This window comes from Amycolatopsis sp. NPDC047767 (assembly GCF_040704195.1).
In the GTDB taxonomy this organism is placed as follows: Bacteria; Actinomycetota; Actinomycetes; order Mycobacteriales; family Pseudonocardiaceae; genus Amycolatopsis.
Map to the genome: position 1 here is coordinate 1 of NZ_JBEYSJ010000044.1, position 23805 is coordinate 23805.

Annotated in this window: 24 protein-coding genes; 10 read left to right on the forward strand and 14 right to left on the reverse strand. The window is 71.4% G+C overall.

The window, feature by feature from the left end:
- Positions 1–126 precede the first annotated feature (126 nt).
- The 4 genes from AB0878_RS43725 to AB0878_RS43740 are packed head-to-tail and all read right to left on the reverse strand — an operon-like array spanning position 127 to position 3645.
- A complete protein-coding gene (locus AB0878_RS43725) occupies positions 127–669 on the reverse strand; it encodes a hypothetical protein (RefSeq protein ID WP_366588146.1) in 543 nt (180 codons plus the stop codon).
- Between the two features lie 11 nt (positions 670–680).
- The gene (locus AB0878_RS43730; RefSeq protein ID WP_366588148.1) at positions 681–1892 is read right to left on the reverse strand and encodes an ABC transporter permease; all 1212 of its coding nucleotides are present in this window, start codon (positions 1890–1892) and stop codon (positions 681–683) included.
- On the reverse strand, positions 1889–2572 hold the full coding sequence (locus tag AB0878_RS43735; protein WP_366588150.1) for an ABC transporter ATP-binding protein: 684 nt from the start codon (positions 2570–2572) through the stop codon (positions 1889–1891). The genes AB0878_RS43730 and AB0878_RS43735 overlap by 4 nt, the downstream gene beginning before the upstream one ends.
- A complete protein-coding gene (locus tag AB0878_RS43740; protein ID WP_366588152.1) occupies positions 2569–3645 on the reverse strand; it encodes a peptidoglycan-binding protein in 1077 nt (358 codons plus the stop codon). Before AB0878_RS43740 ends, AB0878_RS43735 begins: the two co-directional genes overlap by 4 nt.
- Positions 3646–3827: 182 nt before the next feature.
- Between AB0878_RS43740 and AB0878_RS43745 the strand changes: the two genes are divergently transcribed.
- Both AB0878_RS43745 and AB0878_RS43750 read left to right on the forward strand, forming a co-directional pair.
- A complete protein-coding gene (locus AB0878_RS43745) occupies positions 3828–4526 on the forward strand; it encodes a response regulator transcription factor (protein ID WP_366588155.1) in 699 nt (232 codons plus the stop codon).
- Positions 4516–6282 carry a HAMP domain-containing sensor histidine kinase gene (locus tag AB0878_RS43750; RefSeq protein WP_366588158.1) on the forward strand — a complete coding sequence of 589 codons (1767 nt, stop codon included), beginning with the start codon at positions 4516–4518 and terminating at the stop codon, positions 6280–6282. The genes AB0878_RS43745 and AB0878_RS43750 overlap by 11 nt, the downstream gene beginning before the upstream one ends.
- A gap of 36 nt (positions 6283–6318) precedes the next feature.
- On the opposite strand, the gene bcp is transcribed toward AB0878_RS43750, so the two are convergent.
- From bcp to AB0878_RS43765, 3 genes are all read right to left on the reverse strand, one after another.
- Positions 6319–6795, reverse strand: coding sequence for a thioredoxin-dependent thiol peroxidase (bcp, locus tag AB0878_RS43755; RefSeq protein WP_366588161.1), 477 nt, complete (start codon positions 6793–6795; stop codon positions 6319–6321).
- 115 nt (positions 6796–6910) lie between these two features.
- Entirely contained in the window at positions 6911–7447 is a 537-nt protein-coding gene (locus AB0878_RS43760) for a hypothetical protein (protein ID WP_366588164.1), read from the reverse strand.
- 180 nt (positions 7448–7627) lie between these two features.
- Positions 7628–7810 (reverse strand): hypothetical protein, encoded by a 183-nt coding sequence (locus AB0878_RS43765; protein WP_285972913.1) that lies wholly within the window; start codon positions 7808–7810, stop codon positions 7628–7630.
- 75 nt (positions 7811–7885) lie between these two features.
- On the opposite strand from AB0878_RS43765, the gene AB0878_RS43770 reads away from it, so the two are divergent.
- A complete protein-coding gene (locus AB0878_RS43770; RefSeq protein WP_366588167.1) occupies positions 7886–9211 on the forward strand; it encodes a DUF3089 domain-containing protein in 1326 nt (441 codons plus the stop codon).
- 113 nt (positions 9212–9324) lie between these two features.
- Here the strand turns inward: AB0878_RS43770 and AB0878_RS43775 are convergent, their stop codons facing one another.
- The 4 genes from AB0878_RS43775 to AB0878_RS43790 all read right to left on the reverse strand — a co-directional run bounded on the left by AB0878_RS43775 (position 9325) and on the right by AB0878_RS43790 (position 12100).
- The gene (locus tag AB0878_RS43775; protein ID WP_366588170.1) at positions 9325–9699 is read right to left on the reverse strand and encodes a Fic family protein; all 375 of its coding nucleotides are present in this window, start codon (positions 9697–9699) and stop codon (positions 9325–9327) included.
- Positions 9696–9899, reverse strand: a complete 204-nt coding sequence (locus tag AB0878_RS43780) for a hypothetical protein (RefSeq protein WP_366588172.1) — start codon at positions 9897–9899, stop codon at positions 9696–9698. The genes AB0878_RS43775 and AB0878_RS43780 overlap by 4 nt, the downstream gene beginning before the upstream one ends.
- A 67-nt stretch (positions 9900–9966) precedes the next feature.
- A complete protein-coding gene (locus tag AB0878_RS43785) occupies positions 9967–10962 on the reverse strand; it encodes a hypothetical protein (RefSeq protein ID WP_366588175.1) in 996 nt (331 codons plus the stop codon).
- Between the two features lie 232 nt (positions 10963–11194).
- The gene (locus tag AB0878_RS43790) at positions 11195–12100 is read right to left on the reverse strand and encodes a LysR family transcriptional regulator (RefSeq protein ID WP_366588178.1); all 906 of its coding nucleotides are present in this window, start codon (positions 12098–12100) and stop codon (positions 11195–11197) included.
- Positions 12101–12207: 107 nt separating this feature from the next.
- On the opposite strand from AB0878_RS43790, the gene AB0878_RS43795 reads away from it, so the two are divergent.
- Together AB0878_RS43795 and AB0878_RS43800 are read left to right on the forward strand one after the other, a co-directional pair.
- Positions 12208–12951, forward strand: coding sequence for an SDR family oxidoreductase (locus AB0878_RS43795; RefSeq protein ID WP_366588180.1), 744 nt, complete (start codon positions 12208–12210; stop codon positions 12949–12951).
- Positions 12952–12974: 23 nt separating this feature from the next.
- Positions 12975–13985 carry an alcohol dehydrogenase catalytic domain-containing protein gene (locus AB0878_RS43800; RefSeq protein ID WP_366588183.1) on the forward strand — a complete coding sequence of 337 codons (1011 nt, stop codon included), beginning with the start codon at positions 12975–12977 and terminating at the stop codon, positions 13983–13985.
- 51 nt (positions 13986–14036) lie between these two features.
- Here AB0878_RS43800 and AB0878_RS43805 read toward each other — a convergent pair whose 3' ends face one another.
- Positions 14037–14978: a TetR/AcrR family transcriptional regulator C-terminal domain-containing protein gene (locus AB0878_RS43805; RefSeq protein WP_366588186.1), complete on the reverse strand. Its 942-nt coding sequence runs from the start codon at positions 14976–14978 to the stop codon at positions 14037–14039.
- Positions 14979–15062: 84 nt separating this feature from the next.
- Here AB0878_RS43805 and AB0878_RS43810 point away from each other — a divergent pair, with 84 nt between their 5' ends.
- The 3 genes from AB0878_RS43810 (at position 15063) to AB0878_RS43820 (ending at position 20983) form a co-directional block, all read left to right on the forward strand.
- A complete protein-coding gene (locus AB0878_RS43810; RefSeq protein ID WP_366588190.1) occupies positions 15063–16166 on the forward strand; it encodes an FAD-dependent monooxygenase in 1104 nt (367 codons plus the stop codon).
- 119 nt (positions 16167–16285) lie between these two features.
- Positions 16286–18463 carry a PQQ-binding-like beta-propeller repeat protein gene (locus AB0878_RS43815; RefSeq protein ID WP_366588193.1) on the forward strand — a complete coding sequence of 726 codons (2178 nt, stop codon included), beginning with the start codon at positions 16286–16288 and terminating at the stop codon, positions 18461–18463.
- A 60-nt stretch (positions 18464–18523) separates the two neighbouring features.
- Positions 18524–20983, forward strand: coding sequence for a CehA/McbA family metallohydrolase (locus AB0878_RS43820; RefSeq protein ID WP_366588195.1), 2460 nt, complete (start codon positions 18524–18526; stop codon positions 20981–20983).
- Positions 20984–21118: 135 nt separating this feature from the next.
- On the opposite strand, the gene AB0878_RS43825 is transcribed toward AB0878_RS43820, so the two are convergent.
- Positions 21119–21679, reverse strand: a complete 561-nt coding sequence (locus AB0878_RS43825; RefSeq protein ID WP_366588306.1) for a GNAT family protein — start codon at positions 21677–21679, stop codon at positions 21119–21121.
- Positions 21680–21888: 209 nt separating this feature from the next.
- Here AB0878_RS43825 and AB0878_RS43830 point away from each other — a divergent pair, with 209 nt between their 5' ends.
- Complete coding sequence (locus AB0878_RS43830; protein ID WP_366588197.1) at positions 21889–22446, forward strand: hypothetical protein; 558 nt, start codon at positions 21889–21891, stop codon at positions 22444–22446.
- Between the two features lie 208 nt (positions 22447–22654).
- Here AB0878_RS43830 and AB0878_RS43835 read toward each other — a convergent pair whose 3' ends face one another.
- Positions 22655–23233 (reverse strand): TetR/AcrR family transcriptional regulator, encoded by a 579-nt coding sequence (locus AB0878_RS43835; RefSeq protein ID WP_366588199.1) that lies wholly within the window; start codon positions 23231–23233, stop codon positions 22655–22657.
- A 90-nt stretch (positions 23234–23323) separates the two neighbouring features.
- Here AB0878_RS43835 and AB0878_RS43840 point away from each other — a divergent pair, with 90 nt between their 5' ends.
- Positions 23324–23770, forward strand: a complete 447-nt coding sequence (locus AB0878_RS43840; RefSeq protein WP_366588202.1) for a DUF1772 domain-containing protein — start codon at positions 23324–23326, stop codon at positions 23768–23770.
- Positions 23771–23805: the final 35 nt, after the last annotated feature.

Genomic DNA, 23805 nt, shown 5'->3' on the forward strand with positions numbered 1-23805 from the left:
GCGACCTCCCCACGGGTTGACAGGGCTGGTTCCCAAGCACCCATGGTGGCGTTCGGTGCACTGAGCGCACCGAACGCCGCATGGGGTGCGTCGAACGCAACCAACGCCGCATCGGGGCGGGGGCGGCTACTTGTCGCTCGGGCCCATCACCTGGACTTCGCACCCCTGCTCGATCTTGTCCGAGTTCGGCGGCTGGTTGTTGCTCGTGTAGTGCCACGGGGACTCGTCGTCGTCCGGGTCTTCGGCGACGTGCATGCCTTGCGACGTCATGCAAGAGACCCGGCGGTGCAGGTTGTCCTTGTACGCCGGGTTCGCCGGGTCCTCGCCCCACGGCAGCAGGGGCAGCTTGGACCGGCACGCGTCGCCGGCGGCCTGGTGGTCGTTGGACCACTGTTCGGCGCCCGCGATGCTGTGGGGCTGCTGGTCGACGTCCGCGTCGTGGTCCTTCATGCAGGTGCGCCACGGTTCGATGAGCCGCTGGGAGTCCTCCGGCGACTCGTCGACGCGGTGGCGGGGGCGGCCGCTGTCGGCGTCCGTCGAAGCAGGCGCCGAGGAGGGCGCCGAAACCGAAGGCGTACCCAGCGAAGCGACCTGAGGGCTGGGATCAGCCGGCGACGAACACGCCGCCAGCACCAGCACCAACCCCGCGAGCCAGACCACTTTGGACATTCGAAGCCCCCTCATGTCGTTGCCAGCGCCTGCGTCGGCGTGAGCCGCGACGCGCGGATCGACGGGTGGATCCCCGCCAGCGCCCCCACCACCAGCGCGCCCGCCACGCCGCCGGCCACGGACAGCGGCGGGATGACCGGCGGCCACCCTTGGTACGTCGTGTAAAGCAGCGTCACGACGATCCCCAGCACCGTCCCCGCCAAACCGCCGAGACCTGACAGCGCCACGGCCTCCGTGAGGAACTGCCCGCGGATCTGCCCCTGCGTCGCCCCCAACGCGCGGCGCAGGCCGATTTCGCGGCGGCGTTCCAGCACCGAGATGAACATCGTGTTGGCCACGCCGACCCCACCGACCAGCAGCGCGACACCCGCCAGCCCGAGGAACAACGCGGAGAACGTCGTCTGGCTCGCCTGCTTCGCCGCCAACGCATCCGACGGCCGGCTCACCGACACCAGCCCTGGTAGCTGCGGGTACAACGTCGCGGGCAAAACCGCGCGTACGTCGGGAATCGCGTCCTCGCGGGCCTTCACGTAGATCACCGTCGGGTGACCGTCGAAGCCGAGGAACTGCTTCGCCGAGCCCCAGCCCACGAGCACCGCGCGCTCGATGTCCGGTGCGAGCGGCATCGGCGCCAGCACCCCCGTCACGGTGTACCACTGCTTGCCGATCATCACGATCGGCGCGGGCCGCCCGGGCGTCACCGCGGGGATTCCGAGCCGCGAAGCCGCGACGTAGCCGAGCACGACCGCGGGCAGGTTTTGCGTTGCCGCGTCGAGGAACTTGCCGCTCTGCACGGTGCCGTTGAGCGCGGACAGCAGGTCCGGGCTGCTCGCCAGCACGGCGAGACCCGAGCCGTCCAGCGGGTCGGTCAGATCGGAACGCCGCACGGTCTGGTGCGTGTTCGCGACGGCCGCCGCCGTCGTCACCGGGCCGATCCGGGCGACGCTGCCGACGGACGACTCCGGCAGCAGCACCGGCGGCGTCTGGTTCGGCTGCGGTTCGGCGCGCAGCATGTTCGTGCCCAGCGCCGTCAGCTTGTCCAGCAACGCGGCCTGACTGGAGGCGGGAATGCCGGTGACCACGATCATCGTGGCGATGCCGAGTGAAATCCCGAGCGCCGACAGGGTCGCGCGCAGCCGCCGGGTGCTGATGCCGAGCAGGCCGAGCCGCAGGACGTCGCGCAGGCCCAGGCGCACCGGGCGCGTGTCGAGTGCGGTGCTCACGCGGCACTCACCACGAGGTCCTGCACGATCCGGCCGTCGCGGAACTCGATGCGCCGCGGCAGGCTCGCCGCGATGTCGCGGTCGTGCGTGATGATCGCGATGGTCGTTCCTTCGGCGTTGAGGCCGTGGAGCAGCTCCAGCACGGCGCGGCCGTTGGCGGTGTCGAGCGCGCCCGTCGGCTCGTCGGCGAGCACGAGCGCGGGGTCGTTCACCACGGCCCGCGCGATGGCGACCCGCTGGCGTTCACCACCGGAGAGCTCGTGCGGCCGGTGGTCCACGCGGTGCGCGAGCCCGACCCGCCCGAGCGCCTCCAAAGCCAGCGGACGACGTTGCCTGCGCGGCACCCCCGCGTACAGCAGGCCGGTGGCCACGTTCTCCGCCGCGCTGAGGCCGTCGGTGAGGTGGAACTGCTGGAACACGAACCCGAGCCACCGCCCGCGCAGCGCGGACAGCCGCCGGTCGCTCAGCTGCGTCACGTCCTGGCCGCCGAGCTCGACGGTGCCGGAAGTCGGCAGGTCGAGCGTGCCGACGATGTTCAGCAGCGTCGACTTGCCCGAACCGGACGGTCCCACGATCGCCAGCAGCTCGCCCTCGGCGACGGCGAGCGACACGTCGTCGAGCGCCTTCACGCCCCCGGGGTAGTGCTTGCTCACCCCGCGCAGGGCCAGCACCGGCGTCACGAGGTCGTCACCACCCGCAGGCCCTCGGTGATGCCCGGGCCGCTGATCTCCACCTGGTCGCGGGCGAACATGCCCGTCTTCACCGGCACGAGCTTCCCGCCCTGCAGCTGCACGGCGTACCCGCCTTCGCGCAACGCGACCAGCGCGCCGAGCGGAACGGCCAGCACCCCGGCGTGGGTCTCCGTGGCCACCTCGACCTGCACCGAAGCCGAGTCGAGGTCGGCGACGTCGGACGCGTTCACGGGCACCACGGTCACGTTGATCTTCGGCGGCCCCTGGGTCGGGTCGCCGCCCGACGCGTCGCCACCGGTCACGGCGGTGCTGACCGAAGACACCTTCGCCGGGATCTCCTTGCCGTCGGGGCGCACCATCATCACGGCCATGCCGGTCTTGACCGAGCCGACCTCCGCCGCGTCGACGGGCGCGACCACGACCTTGGTCGTCGGCGTCGTGGTGAGCAGCGGGCCCGCGGCGGGGTCGCCGAGCTGGGCCGTCACGCTGTTCACGCGCGCCTCGCCGGGCAGCACCACGACCTGGCCGACGTCGAGCGTGCCCGTGTCTGGCAGGCCGGCTTTCTTCTCCCACTTCTTCAACGCGTCGGCGAACGTGAACTTCGCCTTCTGCAGGTCCTTCGCGCGAGCGCCGACGGAGTAGCCGAGGCGGGCGAGGTTGTCGGCCACCGTGGCGACGTCGGGGCCGGTCAGGTCGGGGTTGTCGAGCTTGCGGAACAGCGGGGTGTCGCCGAAGAACACCGGCACATCCACGCCGTTCACGGAGTACAGCGGCTTCCCGCGCTGGGCCACGGTGCCGATGTCCGGCAGCTGCGTGACCACGCCGGCACCCGCGCCCTTGAGCGGCTCCGGCGTGCCGAAGCCGAGGGTGCCGGTGAACGTCCGCGTGTTCGACAGATCGGTCTTGGCCACTGCCACGGTGGTCACGGCCGGTGGGGGAGCCGCGGCTTCCGCCGTGCCGCGGCCGTGGTCGATGGCCACGTACGCGGCGACGCCGAGCAGCACCACCACGGCGGCCGAGGCTGAGACGGCGATCGTGCGCCGCCGGGACTTACCGGCCACTGACGGCCTCCATCATCGCTTCTCCGATTTCGCTCACCCGGCGCGTCCGAAGTGGACTGAGCCGGCGGGTCCGGAGGCCACTATCGCGGCGAATTGTCAGGAAGCCGTCAGGAAGCGGTGCTGATCCGGTGTTCCCGCGGCGCTGGGTCGCCCGCACCGGCGGAGATCCTTATGCTCGCAGCATGTGCGCAGACATCGTGCTCGCGGAGGACGACCCGAAGCAAGCGGAGCTCGTCCGCCGCTACCTCGAGCGGGAACGCCACTCGGTGGTGGTCGTGCCCGACGGCCGCGAGACGCTCGACCTCGTCCGCCGCCGCCCGCCGGACCTGCTCGTGCTCGACGTCATGCTGCCCGGCATGGACGGGCTCGAGGTGTGCCGGATCCTGCGCGCCGAGTCCGACGTGCCCGTGCTGATGCTGACCGCACGGTCCACAGAGGACGATCTGCTGCGTGGCCTGGATCTCGGGGCGGACGACTACATCACCAAGCCGTACAGCCCGCGCGAACTGATGGCCCGCGTGCGGACTTTGTTGCGCCGCACCAAAAGCGTCGTACCCTCGGGTGGTCCGCTGTGCGTCGGCGCGCTGACGGTGGACGTCGGCCGGCACGAGGTGGCGGTGTCGGGGCAGCTGGTCGAGACCACGCCCGGCGAGTTCCGGCTGCTCGAGGTGATGGCCGCGCACCCGGACCAGGTCTTCACGCGCGGGCAGCTGCTGGAGCACCTGCACGGCTTCGACCGCTACATCACCCAGCGCGCGATCGACGTCCACGTGATGAACCTGCGCAAGAAGATCGAGACGGCGCCGCGCAAGCCCAAGCGGCTGCTGACCGTGTACGGCGTCGGCTACAAGCTCACGGCGGGACCGCCTGATGCGGCGTAGCCTGCTCGTCCGGCTGATCGCGGTGTCGGCGCTGGTCGCGGTGTGCGCGATCGCGGCCACGGCGTGGCTGGCCGCGCGCACCACCACGGGAGCGATCCGTCAGGAGCAGGGCCAAGTCTTCGCCGACGACGGCACCATTTACCAGGGCCTGCTCGGCTACGCGGCCACGCACCCGAACTGGGACGGCGTCGGCAAGGTCGTGCGCAGCTACGCGGAAGCCACCGGCCGGCGTGTGGTGCTGGCGACGCCCAAGGGCCAGGTGATCGCGAGCTCCGACGCCGATCCGGGCCGGTTGCCGCCGCAGCCGTCGGTGGTGATCGACCCGTTGTCGGTCGACCCAGGGCTGGGCGTGCAGTCCACCCCGGACCGGATCGATCCCGAGGCGGTGGGCCCGTATGCCTTGCCGCAGAACGAAAAAACGGATCTTTCGGCCATCGCGCAGCGGGTGCTCCGGTGTGTGCAGGAGCGCGGGAGCCTCGGCAGCATCGAGAGATCGCCCGCTGGGCACCCGCGTGTGGTGGCCCAGGACCCGTTCGCGCTGTCGCGGTGCAACGGCGCGACCCTGGAGCAGCCCACCGACACCGAGCAGGCGGCGCTCGACAAGCTGTCGGATCTCGTGAACGCCTGCCTCGGCCGCAGCGACCAGAGCGCGCCGGCGGCGCAGCTGTCGCTGTCGTGGACGTTCATCGGGCCCGAGACCGGCGCGACGGACACCGTCACACAGAACTGCGTGACCTCCGCGCGTCGCGAGCAGCTGACGCCCTACGTCGCGCCCGCGGCGTGGCTCTACATCACCGAAAAGGGCAGTGACCAGCCGCCGAGCGGATTCACGCTGTCGGCGGACAACCAGGTGCGCCTGGCCGAGGTGGCGGGCGCGATCCTCGTGCTCACGGTCGTGGCCACCGGGCTCGCGTCGATCCGGCTCATCCGGCCGCTGCACGCGCTCACGGGCGCGGCCCAGCGCATGGAGGCGGGCGAGGCCGGTGCGCGCGTGAAGGTGAAGGGCAAGGACGAGATCGCGCGGCTGGCGCGGGCGTTCAACGACATGTCGGAGGCGCGCGAGAAGCTGGAGACCGCGCGCAAGGCCATGGTCAGCGACATCGCACACGAGCTGCGCACGCCGCTGTCCAACATCCGCGGCTGGCTGGAGGCGACACAGGACGGCGTGAGCCGCCTCGACGACGAGCTCGTCGCGTCGCTGCTCGAAGAGGCGCTGCACCTGCAGCACATCGTCGACGACCTGCAGGACCTCGCCCTCGCCGACGCCGGAGCCCTGCGCGTGCACCCCGAGCCCATCGACGCCAACTCCCTGCTCACCCAGCTCGCCGCGGCCCACACCGCCCGCGCCGACGCGGCGGGCGTCCGGCTGGTCGTGCAGCCGATGGCCGACCCGGCCGTCACAGCGGACCCGGTGCGCCTGCGGCAGGCCATCGACAACTTCGTGTCCAACGCCGTCCGCCACACCCCTCACGGCGGCACCGTCACGGTGAGCGCCGCCCGCGTCGACGCGGACGTCGTGTTCTCCGTCGCCGACACCGGCATCGGCATCGCCGCCGACGACCTGCCGCACGTCTTCGACCGTTTCTGGCGCGCCGACAAGGCCCGCACCCGCGGCGCGAGCGGCGGCAGCGGCCTGGGGCTCGCCATCGTCCGCAACCTGGCGGCAGCCCACGGCGGGACGGTCTCTGTGGAGAGCACGCTGGGTGAGGGGTCGACGTTCACGCTGCGCTTCCCCGCCGCCGGCCCGCCAGAGTGAACCCCTCGCCCGGGCGGCTGGTGCGCGTCAGGCAGCTCAGGCAGCGATGCCGAGGTCGCGGATCAGCTTCGCGACGTGACCGGTCGCGCGGACGTTGTAGAAGGCGTGCGCGATCTTGCCGTCCGCGTCGACGATGAAGGTGGAGCGGATGACGCCCTGGTAGACGCGGCCGTAGTTCTTCTTCTCACCGAAGGCGCCCCACGCGGTGAGGACGTGCTTGTCCTCGTCGGAGAGCAGGGGGAAGGTCAGCTGCTCGTTCTCGACGAACTTCGCGAGCTTCGCCGGCTTGTCCGGGGAGATGCCGAGGACCTGGTAGCCGGCGTCGTTGAGCTGGGCGAGGCTGTCGCGGAAGTCGCAGGCCTGCTTGGTGCAGCCGGGCGTGCCGGCGTTCGGGTAGAAGTACACGACGACGGACTGGCCGCGGAAGTCACTGAGGGAGACGCTCTTGCCCGTGCTGTCGGGCAGGGTGAAGTCGGGGGCGGCGTCGCCGGGGGAGAGTCGCTGCTCGGTCATGAACGCAGCGTACTGTGCCGATCGTTGCCAATCCGACCACAGCCACGGCCGAATGGCCTCGTGGCAACGGTTACGTGCCACGTGGGCGCCAGGCGGCTTTTGGCCGGGTTGGTGATCAGACGGCGCCGCAGTACGTGGCCACGGCGGGCTCGCTCGCGCTGGGTCGCAGCTGCACCGTGAGCTGCGTGGTGCGGTCGGGCACGGCGAACGCGAGCGTCAGCTGCGCCGAGCGGCCCTGCTGCAGGTCTTTGCCCGCGTCGGTGATGCCGCCGAGGCCCTGGGTGGCGTCGACGACCTGTTTGGTCGGGCGTCCGTTGATCATCGCGACGACCGTGAGGCCGGACAAGCGGTACGAATCCGCGCCGTTGTTGGTGATCTCGATGCCGAACGACGCCGCGCGCGAGCTGCGCGGGTACGCCGCGGGGCTGGGCTGGAACGACTGCGGGGCGGACACCGAGATCGTGAGGCCGCTGGCGAACCGGTGTTCCGCGCCGAACTGCAGGTCACGCGGAGTCTGCGCGGCCGCGGCCTTCGCGGGGGCGCCGCCACCGCCGAGCGCCGCCGTGCCTTCCTGCGCGTCGACCCCGCAGGCCGCCACCGCCATCAGCAAACAGGCGGAGAGCAACAGCTGGGGGGTGCGCGCGGGCGCCATCTCGGTTTACTCCAGTCGGGGCGGGGTCTCGGGCCGTTCGGCGTAGTGACCGAAGTCGACCCGCTCCACTGTCCCTGCATGTGCACGTGCGCGCGCACGAAGACGCGGACCTGGTGTACAGCCGTGGCCGATCCGTGACCGAAAGGGCACTCCGGGTGACAGTCGTCACCGATGTGCCACTTAAACGGCGAAGGCGAACAAGAGGATGAAGATCGCCACGCCGGCGCCCCACGCGACCATGAGCCACCCGAAGTCACGCACCGGGTCGACCGCGCGGCTCTCCTCGCCGGGGATGTACACGCCGCGGTTTTCGAACCAGTCCGTCCACTTGCGCAGCAGGCGCAACGGATTGAGTGACGGCACGACTCACCTCCCGGATCGGCTTCGCTCCTGCCAGCCTACGGGGGACCCGTCCACCCGGTGAAGGAGCGTTCGAGCGTGCGGAAAAGCGTGATCCTGCTGGCACTCACGACCGTGTTCGGCCTCGCGGCCGCCGTCCCGGCCGCCGCCGCTGCGCCACCGCCGGGCACGGCGCCGCTCGACCACCCGGTGTGGGTGTGCCTGCCGGGGATGGCCGCGAACCCGTGCAACCAGAACCTGGCGGGTGACCCGCAGATCGCGACGCCCGGCGGCAGCTTCACGGCCGGCTACCCCGCGTCGCCCGGCCGGGTGACGTTCGACACCACTCGGGTGGAGCCCGGTGCGAGTGTGGTGGAACCGTTCGAGCCGCCGGCGGCCCCTCCGGTGGACTGTTTTTACGTCTACCCGACCGTCGACTTGCTCTCGAACCCGGCGCTGCAGATCGGCTCGCTGCCACCCGGCCCGGACGACGCCGCGGCCGCCGTCACCTACGCCCAGGTGGGTCCGCTGCTCAGCCACTGCCGCATGTTCGTGCCCGAGTACCGGCAGGCCCCGCTGGCCGCGCACATCGTCGGCGTGCTCACCGGCACGGACCCCGACTACGCGCTGGGCCTCGAAGACGTCGAACAGGCGTGGGACACCTACTGGCGCGACTACAACATCGACCCGGTCACGCACCGTCGCCGCGGGGTGGTCGTGATCGGCCACTCGCAGGGAGCCGCCGACGCGGCCTCGCTCCTGCGCGACCGCGTGGACGGCCACCCCGACGTACAGCCTTCGTTGGTGAGCGCGCTGCTTCTCGGCGGCAACGTCCAGGTCCCCACCGACCGCCCCTCCGGCGGCGGCTCCGACCCGGACGCGGCTTTCCAGCACCTGCCGGTGTGCTCGCGCGCGTCGGCTGCCGTGCCGGCGCCGGTCGGCTGCGTGGCCGGTTACTCGTCGTACAAGCAACCCGCGGGAACGGTCCCGCCGCCCGGCTCCACCTTCGGCCTCTCCTCGACGCCCGGCCACCGCATCCTCTGCACCAACCCCGCCGCCCTGCTCGCCGGCACCGCTCCCGACGCGACCACCCCACTCGACACCCGGCTCCCGACCCGGACTTTGGTGCAGGGCAACGCTCTTCTCCCCAACGGCCACCTCACCGCCGTCCTCCTCGGCGCCTCTCTGCCGACGTTCCCCACCGGCTTTGCCCGCTACCCCGGCGAGTTCTCCGGAGCCTGCACCTTCCGCCCCGTCCCCGGCGGCACCGCCTCCTGGCTCCAACTCACCGGCGGCGACACCCTGGTCGGCCCCCCGTCCAGCGGCGGCCTCGGCCTCCACGTCGACGACTTCTCCCTGACGTTGGGCAACTTGACGGCTTTGGTCGACGCGCAGACGGCACAGTGGGAGGCCGGCGCTCGGTGACACTTCGCCCGGGCCCACGGCAGGGTGCGTCCGGCCACGAGAGGTTCGGTCTCTCTCGGTGGAGTTCCCGCCTTCGAGCCGATGGGCGACGTCGGTGAGACGTGGCCGCGTGGCTAGGCGAAGTCGGCCAGGCGGGACGCGATTCGGGGCAGGTCGAGGTTGCCCTGGACGACGTCGTGGACAAAGGGTTCGGCGGCGTCCTCGTCGAGGGGCGTGCGGAGGGGTTTGTCGTTGAGGCCGAGGAAGAACCAGGTGGCGGTCCAGGCGAGGCGTTTGTTGCCGTCGATGAGGGGGTGGCCGCGGCCGAGCGACTCCATGAGGGCGGCCGCCTTCTCCCACACGCCGGGGTAGGCGTCCTCGCCGAACACCGACGTGCGCGGGCGCGCTGCGGCGGCCGCCAGGATGCCCGTGTCGCGCACCGCGAGCTCGCCGCGCACCACCCGCCGCGCGACGACCATCAGGTCGTGGATCGTCAGGTACTCGGTCATCGCGCCAGCCGCTCGTTGAGGCCCGCGCTCGCGTCCAGCACGTGGTCGAGCACCGTCGCACGCTGCTGCGCGCGCGACGTCACGGCGGCCATCAGCGTCTCCCGCACGTACTCCTGCAGGCTCCGCCCCTCGGCGGCCGCCTGCCGCTCGATCTCGCGCACCTCGCCGTCACTGAACTCGACCGGCAACACCTGACCCATGCCTGGAACCTTAAGGCCTCACCCCGCCCGGCGAACCCCGGTTTTTCCGCCCCCGCCCGGACGCCGCTCAGCGCGACGCCGGCGGATACGGCCCGGGCGGCGGGTACTGCTGCTGCGGTGCTGCTGGCGCGCCGGACCCCGGCACCTGCGGTCCTGGCGGCACCGAGCCGACCCACTCCGGACCGGGTGGCACGAACCCCTGTGATGCCGGCCCGGCCGGCATTGCGCCGCCCGGCCAGGCTTGCCCACCTCCACCGGCGCCGGGCCATTGCTGTCCTGGAACGGAGCCCGGCATTGCGCCTTCAGGGACCTGCCCCGGTATCGCGCTGCCCGGCCACGCTTGCCGCGCACCGCCGGGGCCGGGCCATTGCTGTCCAGGAGCGGAGCCCGGCATTGCGGCTCCGGGAATCTGTCCCGGGACCGCGCTCGGCCACGCATACCCGGCACCAGCGGCGCCCGGCCACTGTTGCCCAGGAACCGGCCCGGCCATCGCCTGCCCGGGAACCCCTTGCCACTGTTGCCCAACAACCGGCCCGGCCATCGTCTGCCCCGGAACCCCTTGCCACTGCTGGCCAGGAACCGCCCCCGGCATCCCCGCGCCCGGCCAACCTGCCGGACCGCCGCCGTACCCCGGCTGCCAGCCCGGCCCGCCGGCGAAGCGTGGCATGACCTCCGGCAGAGTCACCGCCACGGCGGGCACCCACAGCAGCACCGCGATCACCGCGGCCAACCCGGCCGGCAGGAACACGTCGTCGAAGGCACTTGCCCGCCGGATCCCCAGGATCCGCATCGAGCCGGGTACCGCGAGGACCACCTGCACGACCGCGCCCAGCATCAACACCCGCGCCACCCGTGGCCGGCGCGCGGCCAGTAGCGCCGCGCCCAGAAGCACGCCGAGGCCGAGCAAAGCGATCACCAGGTGGAAATAGGGCCCGGGGTTTAAATCAAAGTTGTAGCTCAGCTCCGCGATCTCGTTCCACACCAGCAGCACTTCGCACACCCCGGCAACACCTGCGAGCACGAAAGCCAGCACGCGCCCCTGCGGCATCGGTGACTCAACCACGCCCGATCCCCCTCCGTCATCAACCGGACACACACAGCATAGAGGTCGCCCCCGACAATCCAATGTGATCACGAAGCGGCCGCGGCGACGTCATCGCCGACGTAGCGAAATCCCGGAGAACGACCGAGCCAAAGGACCACCAGCGGCTGATCACCGCCGTCAACCGACACCGGCACCTCCACGGAGACGACCGACCCGGCCCCACAGTCCGAAAAGGACCCGCGGTCCGCACTCACGCCGGAGTCGGCCGCGTCACCCGCTTGCTCTCCTCCAACAGCAGGTCCAGCAGCGGGTTCGAATTCTCCCGCAGCCAGATCAGCGCCAGCCCCAACGGCGCCGCGTCCTCCAGGGGCAGCCACACCAGCCGCGGGTACGGGAAGTACGCGGCCGTCGACGCCGGCGCGATCCACGAGCCGCGCCCGGCCGCCACGTGGTGCAGGCACTCCTCCGGCGTGCGGCCCTGCGGCCCGTAGACCGCGCGGGTGCCGTCCGGCCGCGGGTCGATGAACCAGAACTTCACCACCGCCTCGGGCATCCCGTCGCGCGGTCCGACGATCGGTTCGCACACCAGATCCGCCACCTTCAGCGACGTCCGCGTGGCCAGCGGGTGCCCGGGCGGCAGCGCGACCCAGCGCGGCTCGTCGAGCAGCCAGTGCGCGACGAACCGGCGGTCGTCGCCGATGGGGAGCCACAGGAACGCGGCGTCGGCGGTGCCCGCGGCCAGCGCGTCGAGCTCGTCGGGCAGCGTGTGGACGGCGAGGGCGTCGACCTGCACGTCGGGCGCGACGCGGCGCAGCGACGACTCGACGTCGGGCAGGAAGTGCGCGGTGCTCTGCGCCTTGAACGCGATCCGCAGCCGCCCGGACAGGCCCGAACCGACGAGCCGCGCCTCCGAGACCATCGCCGAGCAAGCGCTGAGCAGTTCGCGCCCCTGCTTCAGGAACACCTGCCCCGCCGGGGTGAGCTCGACGCCGGAGGACCGGCGCCGGACCAGCGGGGTGCCGGCCACGCGCTCGAGCTGCCGGATCTGCCCGCTGACCGCCTGCTGAGTCATCATGAGCCGCCCGGCCGCGCGAGTCATGCTGCCCTCGTCGGCCACGGCTTCGAGGGCTTTGAGCAGGCGCAGATTCAGGTCCACCGCCCGATCCTCGCCACAACGGTTCGTTGTGGCAACCACAAGGATCCGGTGTTTCCCTTTCCCGCATCCCGGCCGGACCATAGCTGTATTGACACAGGGGAGCACCTATGAGTCTGAGCGGTAAAGTGGCCCTCGTCACGGGATCGTCGAAAGGCCTGGGCAGGGCCATCGTGCTCCGGCTGGCGGAGCAGGGCGCCGACGTGGTCATCAACTACTCCCGCGACGCAACCGCCGCGGAAGAGGTGAAAAAGGCGGCCGAAGCGCACGGTGTGAAGGCGCTGGTGCACGCGGCCGATGTGTCTCAGGTGGACGGCATCGTCGACCTGTACGACGCGGCCGTGGCCGAGTTCGGCAAGATCGACATCGTCGTGGCCAACGCGGGAATGGAAAAGGTCAACATCCCCGTCACGGACGTCACGGAAGAAGACTTCGATCTCCTCTTCCGGGTGAACACCAAGGGCCCGTACTTCGTGCTGCGCGAGGCCGCCCGCCGCATCGCCGACGGTGGCCGCATCATCACCATCTCCTCGAACACCACCACGGTTCCGCAGCTGGGCGTCGGCCTCTACGGCACCAGCAAGGTCGCCACCGGATACCTGGTGAAGGTGCTCGCGATGGAGCTCGGCCCGCGCCGCGTCACCGTGAACACGGTGGTGCCCGGCCCGATCGACGGCGCCGGGATTTTCACCGACCCGGCCAACGACGAATACAAGCGCAGTTTGATCGAAATGGTCCCGATCGGGCGATTGGGCACCACGGAAGACGTCGCGGGTGTGACGGCATTTCTCGCCGGAGACGAAGCCGCGTTGATCACCGGACAGCAGCTCGTCTGCGACGGCGGAATGCACTGACCACCGAAAGGAATTGTGGGAAAATGACAGGGACAATGCGCGCGGCTCAGGTTCAGCAACCGGGTGGCCCGTTCGTGCAGGTCGAACTGCCGATCCCCGAGCCGAAGCCCAACCAGGTGCGGGTGAAGGTGCACACGTGCGGCGTGTGCGGCGGCGAGATCATCCCCCGCATGGCGCTGTTCGGCACCAAGTTGCCGCGCGTGCCCGGGCACGAGATCGCGGGTGTCGTCGACGCGGTCGGCGACGCCGTGACCCTGTGGAAGGTCGGCGACAAGGTCGGGGTGGGCTGGTCCGGCGGGGTCGACTTCACGTGTGAGTACTGCCGCCGCGGCGACTTCGTCAACTGCGACAGCCGCACGATCACGGGCACGTCCTTCGACGGCGGTTATGCCGAGTACATGGTCGCCCCCGAGGACGCGGTCGCCCGGATCCCCGAAGGCCTGACGTTCGCCGAGGCCTCGCCGCTGATGTGCGCCGGCATCACCGCCTTCAACGCGTTGCGCCACGCCAAGGCCGGCCCCGGTGATCTCGTCGCCGTGCAAGGTGTGGGTGGCGTCGGCCACCTCGCCGTGCAGTTCGCCAACAAGATGGGCTTCCGCACCGTCGCGATCAACCGCGGCCGCGCCAAGGAGGAGCTGGCCCGCAATCTCGGCGCGGACGAGTACATCGACAGCAACGAAGGCAGCGTCGGCGAGTCCCTGAAGAAGATGGGCGGCGCCTCGGTGATCCTCGGCACGGTCGACCGCGCCGAGATGCAGTCGGAGCTGATCAACGGCATCCGCCCCAACGGCCAGGTGATCGTGCTCGAAGGCCAGAACCCGATCCAGGTCACCGGCCACACGCTGGCGGACTACCGGCTGAACCTCTCCGGCTGGTACAGCGGCGTGGCCCGCGACAGCGAGGACACGCTGAACTTCGCCGTGCTGCGTGGCATCCGGCCCGTGTACGAGGTGTTCCCCCTGGAGAAGGCCGAGGAGGCCTACCAGCACATGCCGAAGGCCAACATCCGCGTGGTGCTCCAGATCGCGGACTGACGCCTCGGTCCGGGAAAACGCGCCCACCTACCCCGAGGTGGGCGCGTTTTCTCATGCCAGCCGCAGCGAGACGCCGTCGAGCAGCGAGCGCAGCCCGAGCTCGAAAAGCTCGTCGAGATCCAGGTCGTAACCGTCCTCTTCCAGCGTCGTGAGCATCCGCGTGAAGACGGGATGGCGCCCGCCGGCCATGATCGCCGTGTGGCCGGGCGCCTGCGTGGCCAGCCATTCGTCCTCGGTCAGCCCCGACGTGCCGGCCGCGTGCCGCTCGCGTTCGAGATGGACGGCGACGCCCTGGATGTAGCTGAAGAACAGCACGTGCAGGTCGCACAGCTGCTTGGCGGACAGACCGAAGCCGTCGAGCGCCGACAGCGCCTGCTCCGCGTGCGTGGCCAGGTTGGCCAGCGGCAGCGGGCGCGTGATCGGCGACAGCTGCGCGAGCCACGGGTGCCGCCGGTACAGCGCCCACAGGGTGCGACCGGTCAGTTCGAGCCGCGTCCGCCAGTCGCCCGACGGCCGCGCGGGGTAGCCGCGTTCGCCGAAGGCCGCGTCGGCCATGAGCAGTACCAGCTCGTCGCGGCCGCCGACGTAGCGGTACGGCGCCATCGCCGCCACGCCCAGCCGCGCCGCCACTCCCCGCATGGACAACGCGGCGAGGCCCTCTTCGTCGGCGATCGTGATGGCCGTCCGCACGATCCGCTCGCGCGACAGGCCCGGTGGCCGCGGGCGTGCCCTCGGCTCGGCTTTCCGGCCCGCGACGACGGTGCCGGACCGCGGTTCGGCCCGCACCAGCCCTTCCTGGCCGAGTGTGGCGAGCGCCTTGGCCGCGGTGGCCGTCGCGACGCCCCATTCGACGGCGATCCGGCGCGTCGAGGGCACCTTCGCACCCGGCACGAGCTCCCCGTCGGCGATCCGGCGGCGCAGCTCCGCGGCGATCTCCAGGTAACGCTGCTCGGCGATCCCTCGGCTCCGATCTGTACCAGTACAGCTGACCATCTGTACTAGGTCAGTTTTGGCATGTTTCCCTGGCCGAAGCCAGTGTGTGGTCCGTAAGGATACGACGAACACCTGGAGGAAACCATGCGTAACGTCCTCGTCTCCGGCGCCGGCATCGGCGGTCCGACGCTGGCCTACTGGCTCCGCCGGGCCGGGTTCTCGGTGACCGTCGTCGAGCGCTCGCCCGGCCTGCGGGAGGGCGGCCAGGCGGTCGACGTGCGCGGGGTGGCGCTCGACGTGGTCGACCGGATGGGGCTCGGTGAGCAGGTGCGCGCGGTGCGGACGCGGATGCGCGGAATGTCCGTGGTGGACGGTTCCGGTGCCGAGCTGTTCCGCTCGGAGGAGCAGACCTACAGCAGCGGCCGCCTGGACATCCCCGACGTGGAACTGGTCCGCGACGACCTGGTTTCCCTGCTGTACAAGGCAACCGCGGCCGACGTCGAGTACGTCTTCGACGATTCCGTCACCGCCTTGCGGCAGGACGAACACGGCGTACGGGTGGAGTTCGAGCGCGGTGGCTTCCGCACGTTCGACCTCGTCGTCGGTGCCGATGGCCTGCACTCCGCCGTCCGGCGGCTGGCGTTCGGCCCGGAGGAGCGGTTCGCGCAGCACCTCGGGCAGTACCTGGCGATCTTCCCGACGCCCAACCTCCTCGGTCTGGACAACTGGCAGGTCTGGTTCCGCGACGGCGAAACCGGCGGCGCCGTGTACCCGGTGCACGACAACGCCGAGCTTCGGGTGACGCTCGGGTTCGCGTCCGCGCCGCTGTCGTACGACCACCGCGATGTCTTGGCGCAGAAGGAAATCGTGGCGAAGAAGCTGGCGGGCACGGGCTGGGAGGTGCCGCGCCTGCTGTCCGAAATGACCGGTGCGTCCCACTTCTACTTCGACGCCATGCAACAGATCCACCTCGACTCCTGGAGCACCGGCCGCGTGACGCTGCTCGGGGACGCGGGCTATTGCGCGTCGCCGCTCTCGGGCCAGGGCACCAGCCTCGCCCTCGTCGGCGCGTACGTGCTCGCCGACGAGCTCGCCCGCCACGACGACCACACCGCCGCGTTCGCCGCCTACGAGAGCCGGTTGCGCCCGTTCGTCGCCGCGAACCAGGCGCTGGCGACCGAGAACCCCGGCGGTCCGGCGGCCGAGGAGTCGGTGGACCGAGCGAAAAACGCGATCAGTCTCACGTAACGCCGCACGGCCCGGCAGAGCTTGGTCCGTCGTTCAGCCTCCCCACGGCGGTGCGTCAGTTCGGCGTTACCCAATCGGGTGAAGGTTGGCAGGTTCAGCTTCACGAATGGAGGAACCTGATGGTCGACGAGCCCTGCCGCCACGACGGACTGCACCGAAGGGCGTTCTTCGGGCTTGCCGCGGGGGCGGTGGCGGCCCCGGCGCTGGCCACGCTGCTCGGCGCCGCACCGGCGGACGCCACGCCGGGCCGGCCCGGAAACCGCCTGAAGTTCGCCGCCGTTTCCGACACGCACGTGAACACCACGAGCCCGCAGTCGACCACGTGGCTGACCCAGGTGTACGCCTCGATCGCGCGCCGCGACCCGGACCTCGTGCTGCACTGCGGCGACATCACCGACACCGGCCTGCCCGACGAGTACGAGCAGTACGGCAAGGTGCTGCCCGCCGCGCTGCGCGGCAAGATCCACTACTCGCCGGGCAACCACGAGACGCGGTGGGACCCGTCGGCCAAGGAGGAGTTCCACAGCCACTTCGGGCCGACGCCGTACTCGTTCGACGCCGGCGGCGTCCACTTCGTCGGTTTCGACCCGACGCAGGTGCTGCAGGAGCCCGGGCACTACGGGCCCGCCGGCCTCGACTGGCTCGAGCGCGACCTGCGTCGCGTGCACCGGGACACGCCCGTGGTGCTGTTCCAGCACTTCCCGTTCGGCAACCAGTTCTACTACGTCGACGACCAGCCGGCGGTGCTCGACGTGCTGGCGGAGCACAACCTGCGCGGGGTCATCGCCGGTCACGTCCACCGCGAGGACGTCACCCGCTTCAACGGCCTCACCCAGGTGACGCTGAACGCCGTGCGCAACGGCCCGTTCTACTACTGGGCCGAGAAGACGACGGCCGCCGACGGCACCGCGGTGCTGGACGTCAAGCGGGTCACCGTGGCCGCGGACGGGACCGACACCGAGGCGCCGTTCGCGACCGTGCCGCTGACCGGGGGCGGGCAGGGTCGCGAGCAGCGGCCGCGATACGTCCACGTGGGCAAGGTTTCCGGTGGCTCGCTGCCGGTCGAGGTGCGCGCGTCGGCCACGCAGCAGGTCGGCGTGCAGCCGTATCCGCAGGCCGTGTTCGGCGGCACGAGCCCCGGCGCGTGGTTGCCGCTCAGGGGTTCGGGGGACCGCTGGACCGGCAGCGTCGACGTCTCGGCGCTGGCTCCGGGCCGGCAGCGCCTTCAGGTGCGCGTGAACGCGGCCGACGGCAGCTGGTGGGAGCAGGTCGCGCTGTTCACCGTGCCCGCGGTGGCCGGCGACCCCGTCGACCGGTGGCAGGAGCAGCTTCCGGGTTCGGTGCAGGGCGGCGTGACCCTCGCCGCGGACGGCTTGGTGCTCGCCGCTTCTTCGGCCGGTGAGGTGACGGCGTTGCGCCGCGGCGGGAAGCGGGCGTGGCGCACGCAGCTCGGCCCGGTCTACCGGCGCCCGGCAGTCCACGGCACGCTGGCCTTCGTCCCGTCGGTCGACCACCACCTGTACGCGCTGGACGTGCACAGTGGACGCCGGGTGTGGACGTTCGACGCGAACGCCCCGGTCCTGAGCGCACCGCTGGTCTCCACTGTGGACGGCCACGAGCAGGTCGTGTTCTCGGCGGGGCAGGCGCTGTTCGCGGTCGGTACCGACGGCCGGCGCCGCTGGTCCGTGCCGGCGCGCGGATTCTCATCCGGGCAGGCCGCGAGCGATGGCGAGCGCGTGTACACCTCGGCGGCCGACGGTTACGCACGGGCGCACGACGCGCGTACGGGCAAGGAACTGTGGGCCTACCAGATGGTGTCCGGTGTCGAGAACCACATCGCGCTGTACAGCGGCTGGGACACCGTGGCGGCGCTCGGCGGTGACGTGGTCGTCTTCGCCACCGTGTCGAGTGCGATCGCTCTGGACCGCGCCACCGGCGCCCTGCGCTGGACCGTCGCCGGCAGCGCGATGTACGCGCCCGCGCTGGTCGTCGGCTCCAGCGTGCTGCTGACCACCGAGTGGGGTGTGCTGACGCTGGTCGACCTCGCCACCGGGAAACCGTTGTGGACGACCAATCTCGCGCTGCGCGTGTTCAACGCGGGCGTGGCGATCAGCGACGGCACGGCGTGGGTGCTGACCGTCGACGGCAAGGTCATCGGCGTGCGGCTCTCCGACGGCGCCCGGCTGGGCTGGCTGCAGCAGAGCCTCGTCTACACGTTCGGCCGGCCGGTGATCGACGGCCGCACGCTCGTGGTCGGCGACCAGAACGGTGTCGTCCACGGGATTTCCCTCCCCTGAGTTCCCCTTGAGTTCCACCGCGCCGAACCACCGGCGCCGGTGCCCGGAAGAAGGACAGAGATGGGCCTCACTCGAAGACAGTTCATGGTGGCCGGCGGCGCGATCGCGGCGTCCGGCCTCGTGGCCACGCCGGCCGTCGCCGCGACCCATGGACTCCCGCTCGGCGGCTTTCCCTTCGGTGGCAGCCGCGAACCCCAGGGCCAGTGGCTCGTCGGCGACACACACGTGCACGACGACCACTCGTCCGACGGCAGCCTGCCGCGCCAGACGTCGAAGCAGACGCTGCCGGGCAACCTGCCCGTCGGCGACCAGATCGGCCAGGCCGAGAAGACCGGGCTGGACTTCCTGCCGCTGACCGACCACCGCACGTACGACCAGCACTGGGATCCACAGTGGACCTCCGACCGGCTGCTGCTGATCCCCGGCGAAGAGGCGAACGGCTCGCCGCACGCGATCGTGCTCGGCGCGGTGGACAACGTCGTCGACGGCGCGAACCCGCCCGGCTCGGCGGCGTTCCGGCACGTGCAGCAGTCCATTTGGGACGCTCGGTCGCAGGACGCGGTGTGGCACGTGGCCCATCCCGACGACGGTGAGTACAGCGCCGCGGGCGGACCCAACGACAACGCCAGCGTGCAGGGCGTGCACAACATCGAGGTGCTCAACATCGCCTCGGACCCCGACCTGGAGATCGAGTACGCCGAGAACCGCTGGAACCGCGGCTTCGTCACCGGCGTCAGCGCCGCCAGCGACTGCCACTTCCGCGAGCTGTGGGACATCGCCGGTCCCGGCCAGCCGGCCACCCGCGTGTTCGCCGCCGACCGCAGCGTCCGCGCGATCCTCGACGGCCTGAAGGCCGGCCGCACCTCGGTGTCCTCCGGCGTTTCCGGCCCGTTCGTCACGATCGAGGCCGACCTCGACGGCGATGGCCGCTTCGAGGCGATGGGTGGTGACGAGACCGTGGTCGGCTTCCGGAAGCTGCCGAAGCGCGCTTCGCTGCGGGTGCGGGTCCGCCAGGGCGCCGGCACGCGGCTGCTCGTGTACGGCTCCCCGGGCCGCTCGGCGCAGGCTCTGCTCGACACCACCGTACGCGGCACCGACGACACGCGCACGCTGCCGTTGAGCCTGTCCGGTGACCACGTGTGGTTCCGCGCCGAGGTGCGCTCGCCCGGCGGCGTGTCCGGCCAGAACGCCGACCCGACCCTGCCCGACCAGTTGCGCGCGGCGACTTCGCCGGTCTTCGTCTCCGTCGGCCGCGTGGCCACGCCCACGCCGGAGATCCCGTTGCCCGCCATGCAGTCCGGGCACGACAACGCGATGGCGGTGCTCGGCGGGACCGGTGAGTTCACGGGGTTCGCCGACGTCGCGGTCACCGGCAACGACGTGCACGTGGTGGCGCAGCGCCACTCCGACGGCCGCAGCCGGATCGTCTACAAGCGCGTGGACCGTCGCGGCTTCGGGCTCTTCGAGGTCGAGCTCTCCGGCGGCTCGGGCACGGCCACGGCCCCGCGCGTCGCCGCTTCCGGGCGCGACGTGTGGGTGGTCTGGCAGGACGAGCGCGGCCACGAACAGCCGCACCGCCCCGCGATCTACCTGCGCCACAGCAGCACGGGCGGACTGCTCTTCGGCCCCGCCGTGCGTCTGGACGCGGGCACCGGCCGGGCCATACATCCGGCGATCGCACTGCTTTCCGGCGGACAGCCCGTCGTCACCTGGGCCGACAACACCAGCGGCGCGTTCGACGTCTACGCCCAGGTCGTCGGTGTCGACCGGAAGCCGGTCAACCTGTCGGCCGCGGGCAAGACGGTCAGCGCCGGCAACCGGGCCGTCGACTCCCGCTCGCCGCGCTACCCGGCCTCGGTGTTCCCGACCGTCGCGGTGGGCCACGGCGACCGCATTCTCGTTGCGTGGCAAGACGACCGGTACGACCCGGATCCACTGTGGACGGGCCACACCCCGCCCGCCGGCCAGGCCGCGTCGGGCGGCACGGACCCGGACAACTGGCAGATCCTGGCCACCACCCGCGCGGGCACCCGCGGCGGCTGGGGCGCGTCGGCGCAGGTCAGCGCCGCCACCGACCGCGCCGACCGCCACCCGAGCGCGGCCGTCGACCACTCGGGCGCCTTCGTCGTCGCCTGGGACAGCGGCGCCCTCCAGAGCTCGGGCGCGAACCTGTCCCTGCGCTCGGCCCGCTCGACCGACGGCCGCACCTGGTCGGCCGCCACGCCGTTCGCGGTCGAGCCGGCCGCGATGAGCCAGCGGCCCCGCCTGAGCCACGACCCGGACGGCACCGTCCGCGCCGTCTGGTACGACTCCCGCGCCGCGGACTGGCGCTGGAAGGTCTTCACGTCGCGCCTCACGCCGGCCGGCTGGTCGGCCCCGGCCCAGCTCACGAAACCGGGCAACGCCACGTACCCCGCGGTCTCCGCCGGCGTCGTGGCCTTCGTCACGGACCGTAACGCCACCCGGGGCCAACGCGACACCACGCAACAGATCTACCTCGTGGACACGGGCGGCCGCTGACGTGGCCCCCTTCCCGGCCGCCGGTGCTCGGCGGCCGGGCCCGCCACGTCGTCCTCGCCGAGCGAGGGGAGGGGTTCACTTGTGGCTCTGACGAGACGTAGTCACTCAGCGTGACGTGATTCCCGGCGGCCGGGCTCAGTGCCGCACGCGAGTCCGCCAGTGGCGCCCGCGCCGCCGGGTTCGCGAGTGCCGCCCCGTCCACGGGCCCGCGTCGACGTCCCGGTGCCGGGCGGCGAACGCGTCGGCGCTGAGGCCCATCAGCACCGGGTACGTGATCTGCCCGTGGAGCGCCTCGGTGTCGCGCACCCGGCCCTCTTCGCGGAACCCGAGCCGGGCGTGCAGGGCGAGCGACGCGAAGTTGCGGCCGTGCACGCTCACCTCGCACTTGCGGTAGCGGGCCCGCCCGAACATCGCGGCGAGCAGCGTCGTCACGGCGTCTTCGGCGTACCCGCATCGCCGGTGCTGCGCGCCGATCCCGACGCCGTAGCTGAACCGGCCCGCCGCGGGGTCCGTCCGGACCCAGATCGACCCGACGAGCGTCCGGCCGTGCAGCGTCTCGATCGCCAGGTGGCGGTCCCCGCCGGATCCGGCCACCTCCGCCCGGTGCGTCGCCCAGTGCCGGTAACCACCGCCACCGTCGCGGTCGAACCCGACCAGGGCCCGCCGGTCGTCGGGCCGGATTTCGCGCAACCGCACCTGCCGGCCCACCCAGGCGTCCCGCACAACGGCACGGCTGCCGGACAGCACCGGCCGGGCGAGGTTCGCGGTCATCGGTACGGCACGGTACCGGGTTGCTGATCGACGGGTTGACGGGCCGGCACCGGCGGAACCCCAGGGAGGCGATCGCTGCCGAGAGCGTGGTCCTCGGGCTCGGCACGCACTGACCGCCTGCGACGATGGTCCGGATGACCGGATACGGCCGCGATCGGGAACGCCGGCGCCGGACCCGCGCGCTGCTCGGCGTTGGGTACGTGGCCGGGCTGTCGGCGTTGCTGGGGTTCAAGATCGGCTGGGTGCTCGCCGTGAGTGTGCTGCTCGGGTTGCTCGTCTTGGTCTACGCGGTGTTGACGGTCGTCGTGCGGGGAGAACGGCGGTGGGAACGACGGCGGCGCGACGCGGGGGCCGAGCCGTCGTGGCCGGCCCAGTTGCCCGTGGTGGCGGCGCGGCTCCTGGGGGCCGCGGCGCCCGGACGGCATGCGCGAAGGGTCGACGAGGTCGGCGAGCTGCTCGGGCGATTGTCGTTGTCGAGCGAGGGGTTGAGGTGGGACCCCAGGGAAGGCGACCGCGGACGTGGCGTCGGCTCGCTGGTGTTCGACCGATCCTGGGCCGCGGAGGTGGTGGCGCTGTGGGGTCCGGGTCGCCAGGGTTGCCTGACGCTCGCGCATCCCGAAGGAACCGCGATCGACATCTGGATCCGGCATCCCGCCGACCTCCGGCAGGCGTTGGCCGCCGGTTCGCGATGAGTTCGGGTAACCCGAAAGGCCACCGTGATCATGGGGTGCGGCGGTTCAGGAAGACAATCGCCGTCTTCGACGCTCGGTGGGCGTGCGTACTGACCAATGTGGACTGAGGTGTGACCGCCCTGGCTCCCGCAGAATCGGGAACCAAGCAGCGAAAAACGGGCATGGCGCGCATGAGTAACCCGAAGCGGGAACCGAGTCGCACGGTCCGTCAGAGCACGGCGAGCCGGTCCACCAGCAGTTCCACCCGCTTCTCGGTGTGTTCCGGTGGCAGCCGTCCCGCTCGGGTCAGGGTGGCCAGTCCGTGCAGGGCCGCCCAGAACACCTCGGTGAACAGTCCCGGGTGGACACCGGGGCCGGCGACCTCGCCGAGACACTCCAGCAGGGCGGCGAAGGCGTCCTTCAGGGGCTCGGGGGTGTCGTCTTTCGCGAACGTCAGGCCGCCGTCGAGCTGGAACATGGCGTCGTAGACCGCGGGGTTGTGCTCGGCGAAGGCGAGGTAGGCGCGGGCGAGGGCGGTGACCCGGGCGCGGGGGCCGTCCGCGGCCGAGGTCGCGGCCCGCAGCGTCGCGGCCATCTCGGTGGCGCCCTCGAGGGCCACGGCGCCGATGATCTCGCGCTTGCCCCGGAAGTGGCTGTAGAGGACCGGCTGGCTGTACTCGATGCGCTGGGCGAGCAGGCGGGTGGTGACCGCGTCCCAGCCCTGCTGCTCGGCGACCTCGCGGGCCGTCGCCACGATGAGGCGTTCGCGGTCCGCCCGTTCCCGTTGCTTGCGTTCCTGTACCGACATGGGTTGAGCCTAGCACTGCTAGACAAACGAGCGGCAGTAGTACTAGCGTTGCTCCATCATCTAGCAACACTAGATCCCCGGAAGGTCACCATGCTCAGCGCACTCGAGGTCTTCACCACCGTGGTCGTCGGCCTGATGGTGGGGGTGGAGTTCTCCGTCGCCTTCGTCATCAACCGCATCCTCGACGGACTCCCCGACGACAGCGGCCAGCTCGGCCGCGCCCACGGGGGCCGGATGCTCGGCGCCCTCATGCCGTTCTGGTACATCGGCTCGCTCGTCCTGAGCGCCGTCTGGGCCGTCGCCGGCTGGCAGCACCCGGGCACCGGCCTCGTCGTCATCGGCGCCGCGCTGCTGATCGTCAGCGTGCTCATGTCGGTCCTGCTGCTCGTCCCGATCAACAACCGGGGCAAGACCTGGACCCCCGAGAACCGGCCCGCGGACTGGAAGGAGCAGATGAACCGCTGGGACCGCTTCCACTACGCCCGCGTCGGCGTTCTCGTCGCCGCCTTCGCCCTGCTGGTCACCGCCCTCACTTGAGCCCGCGGGGCCCACCGGCCCGGTCGTCAAGACAC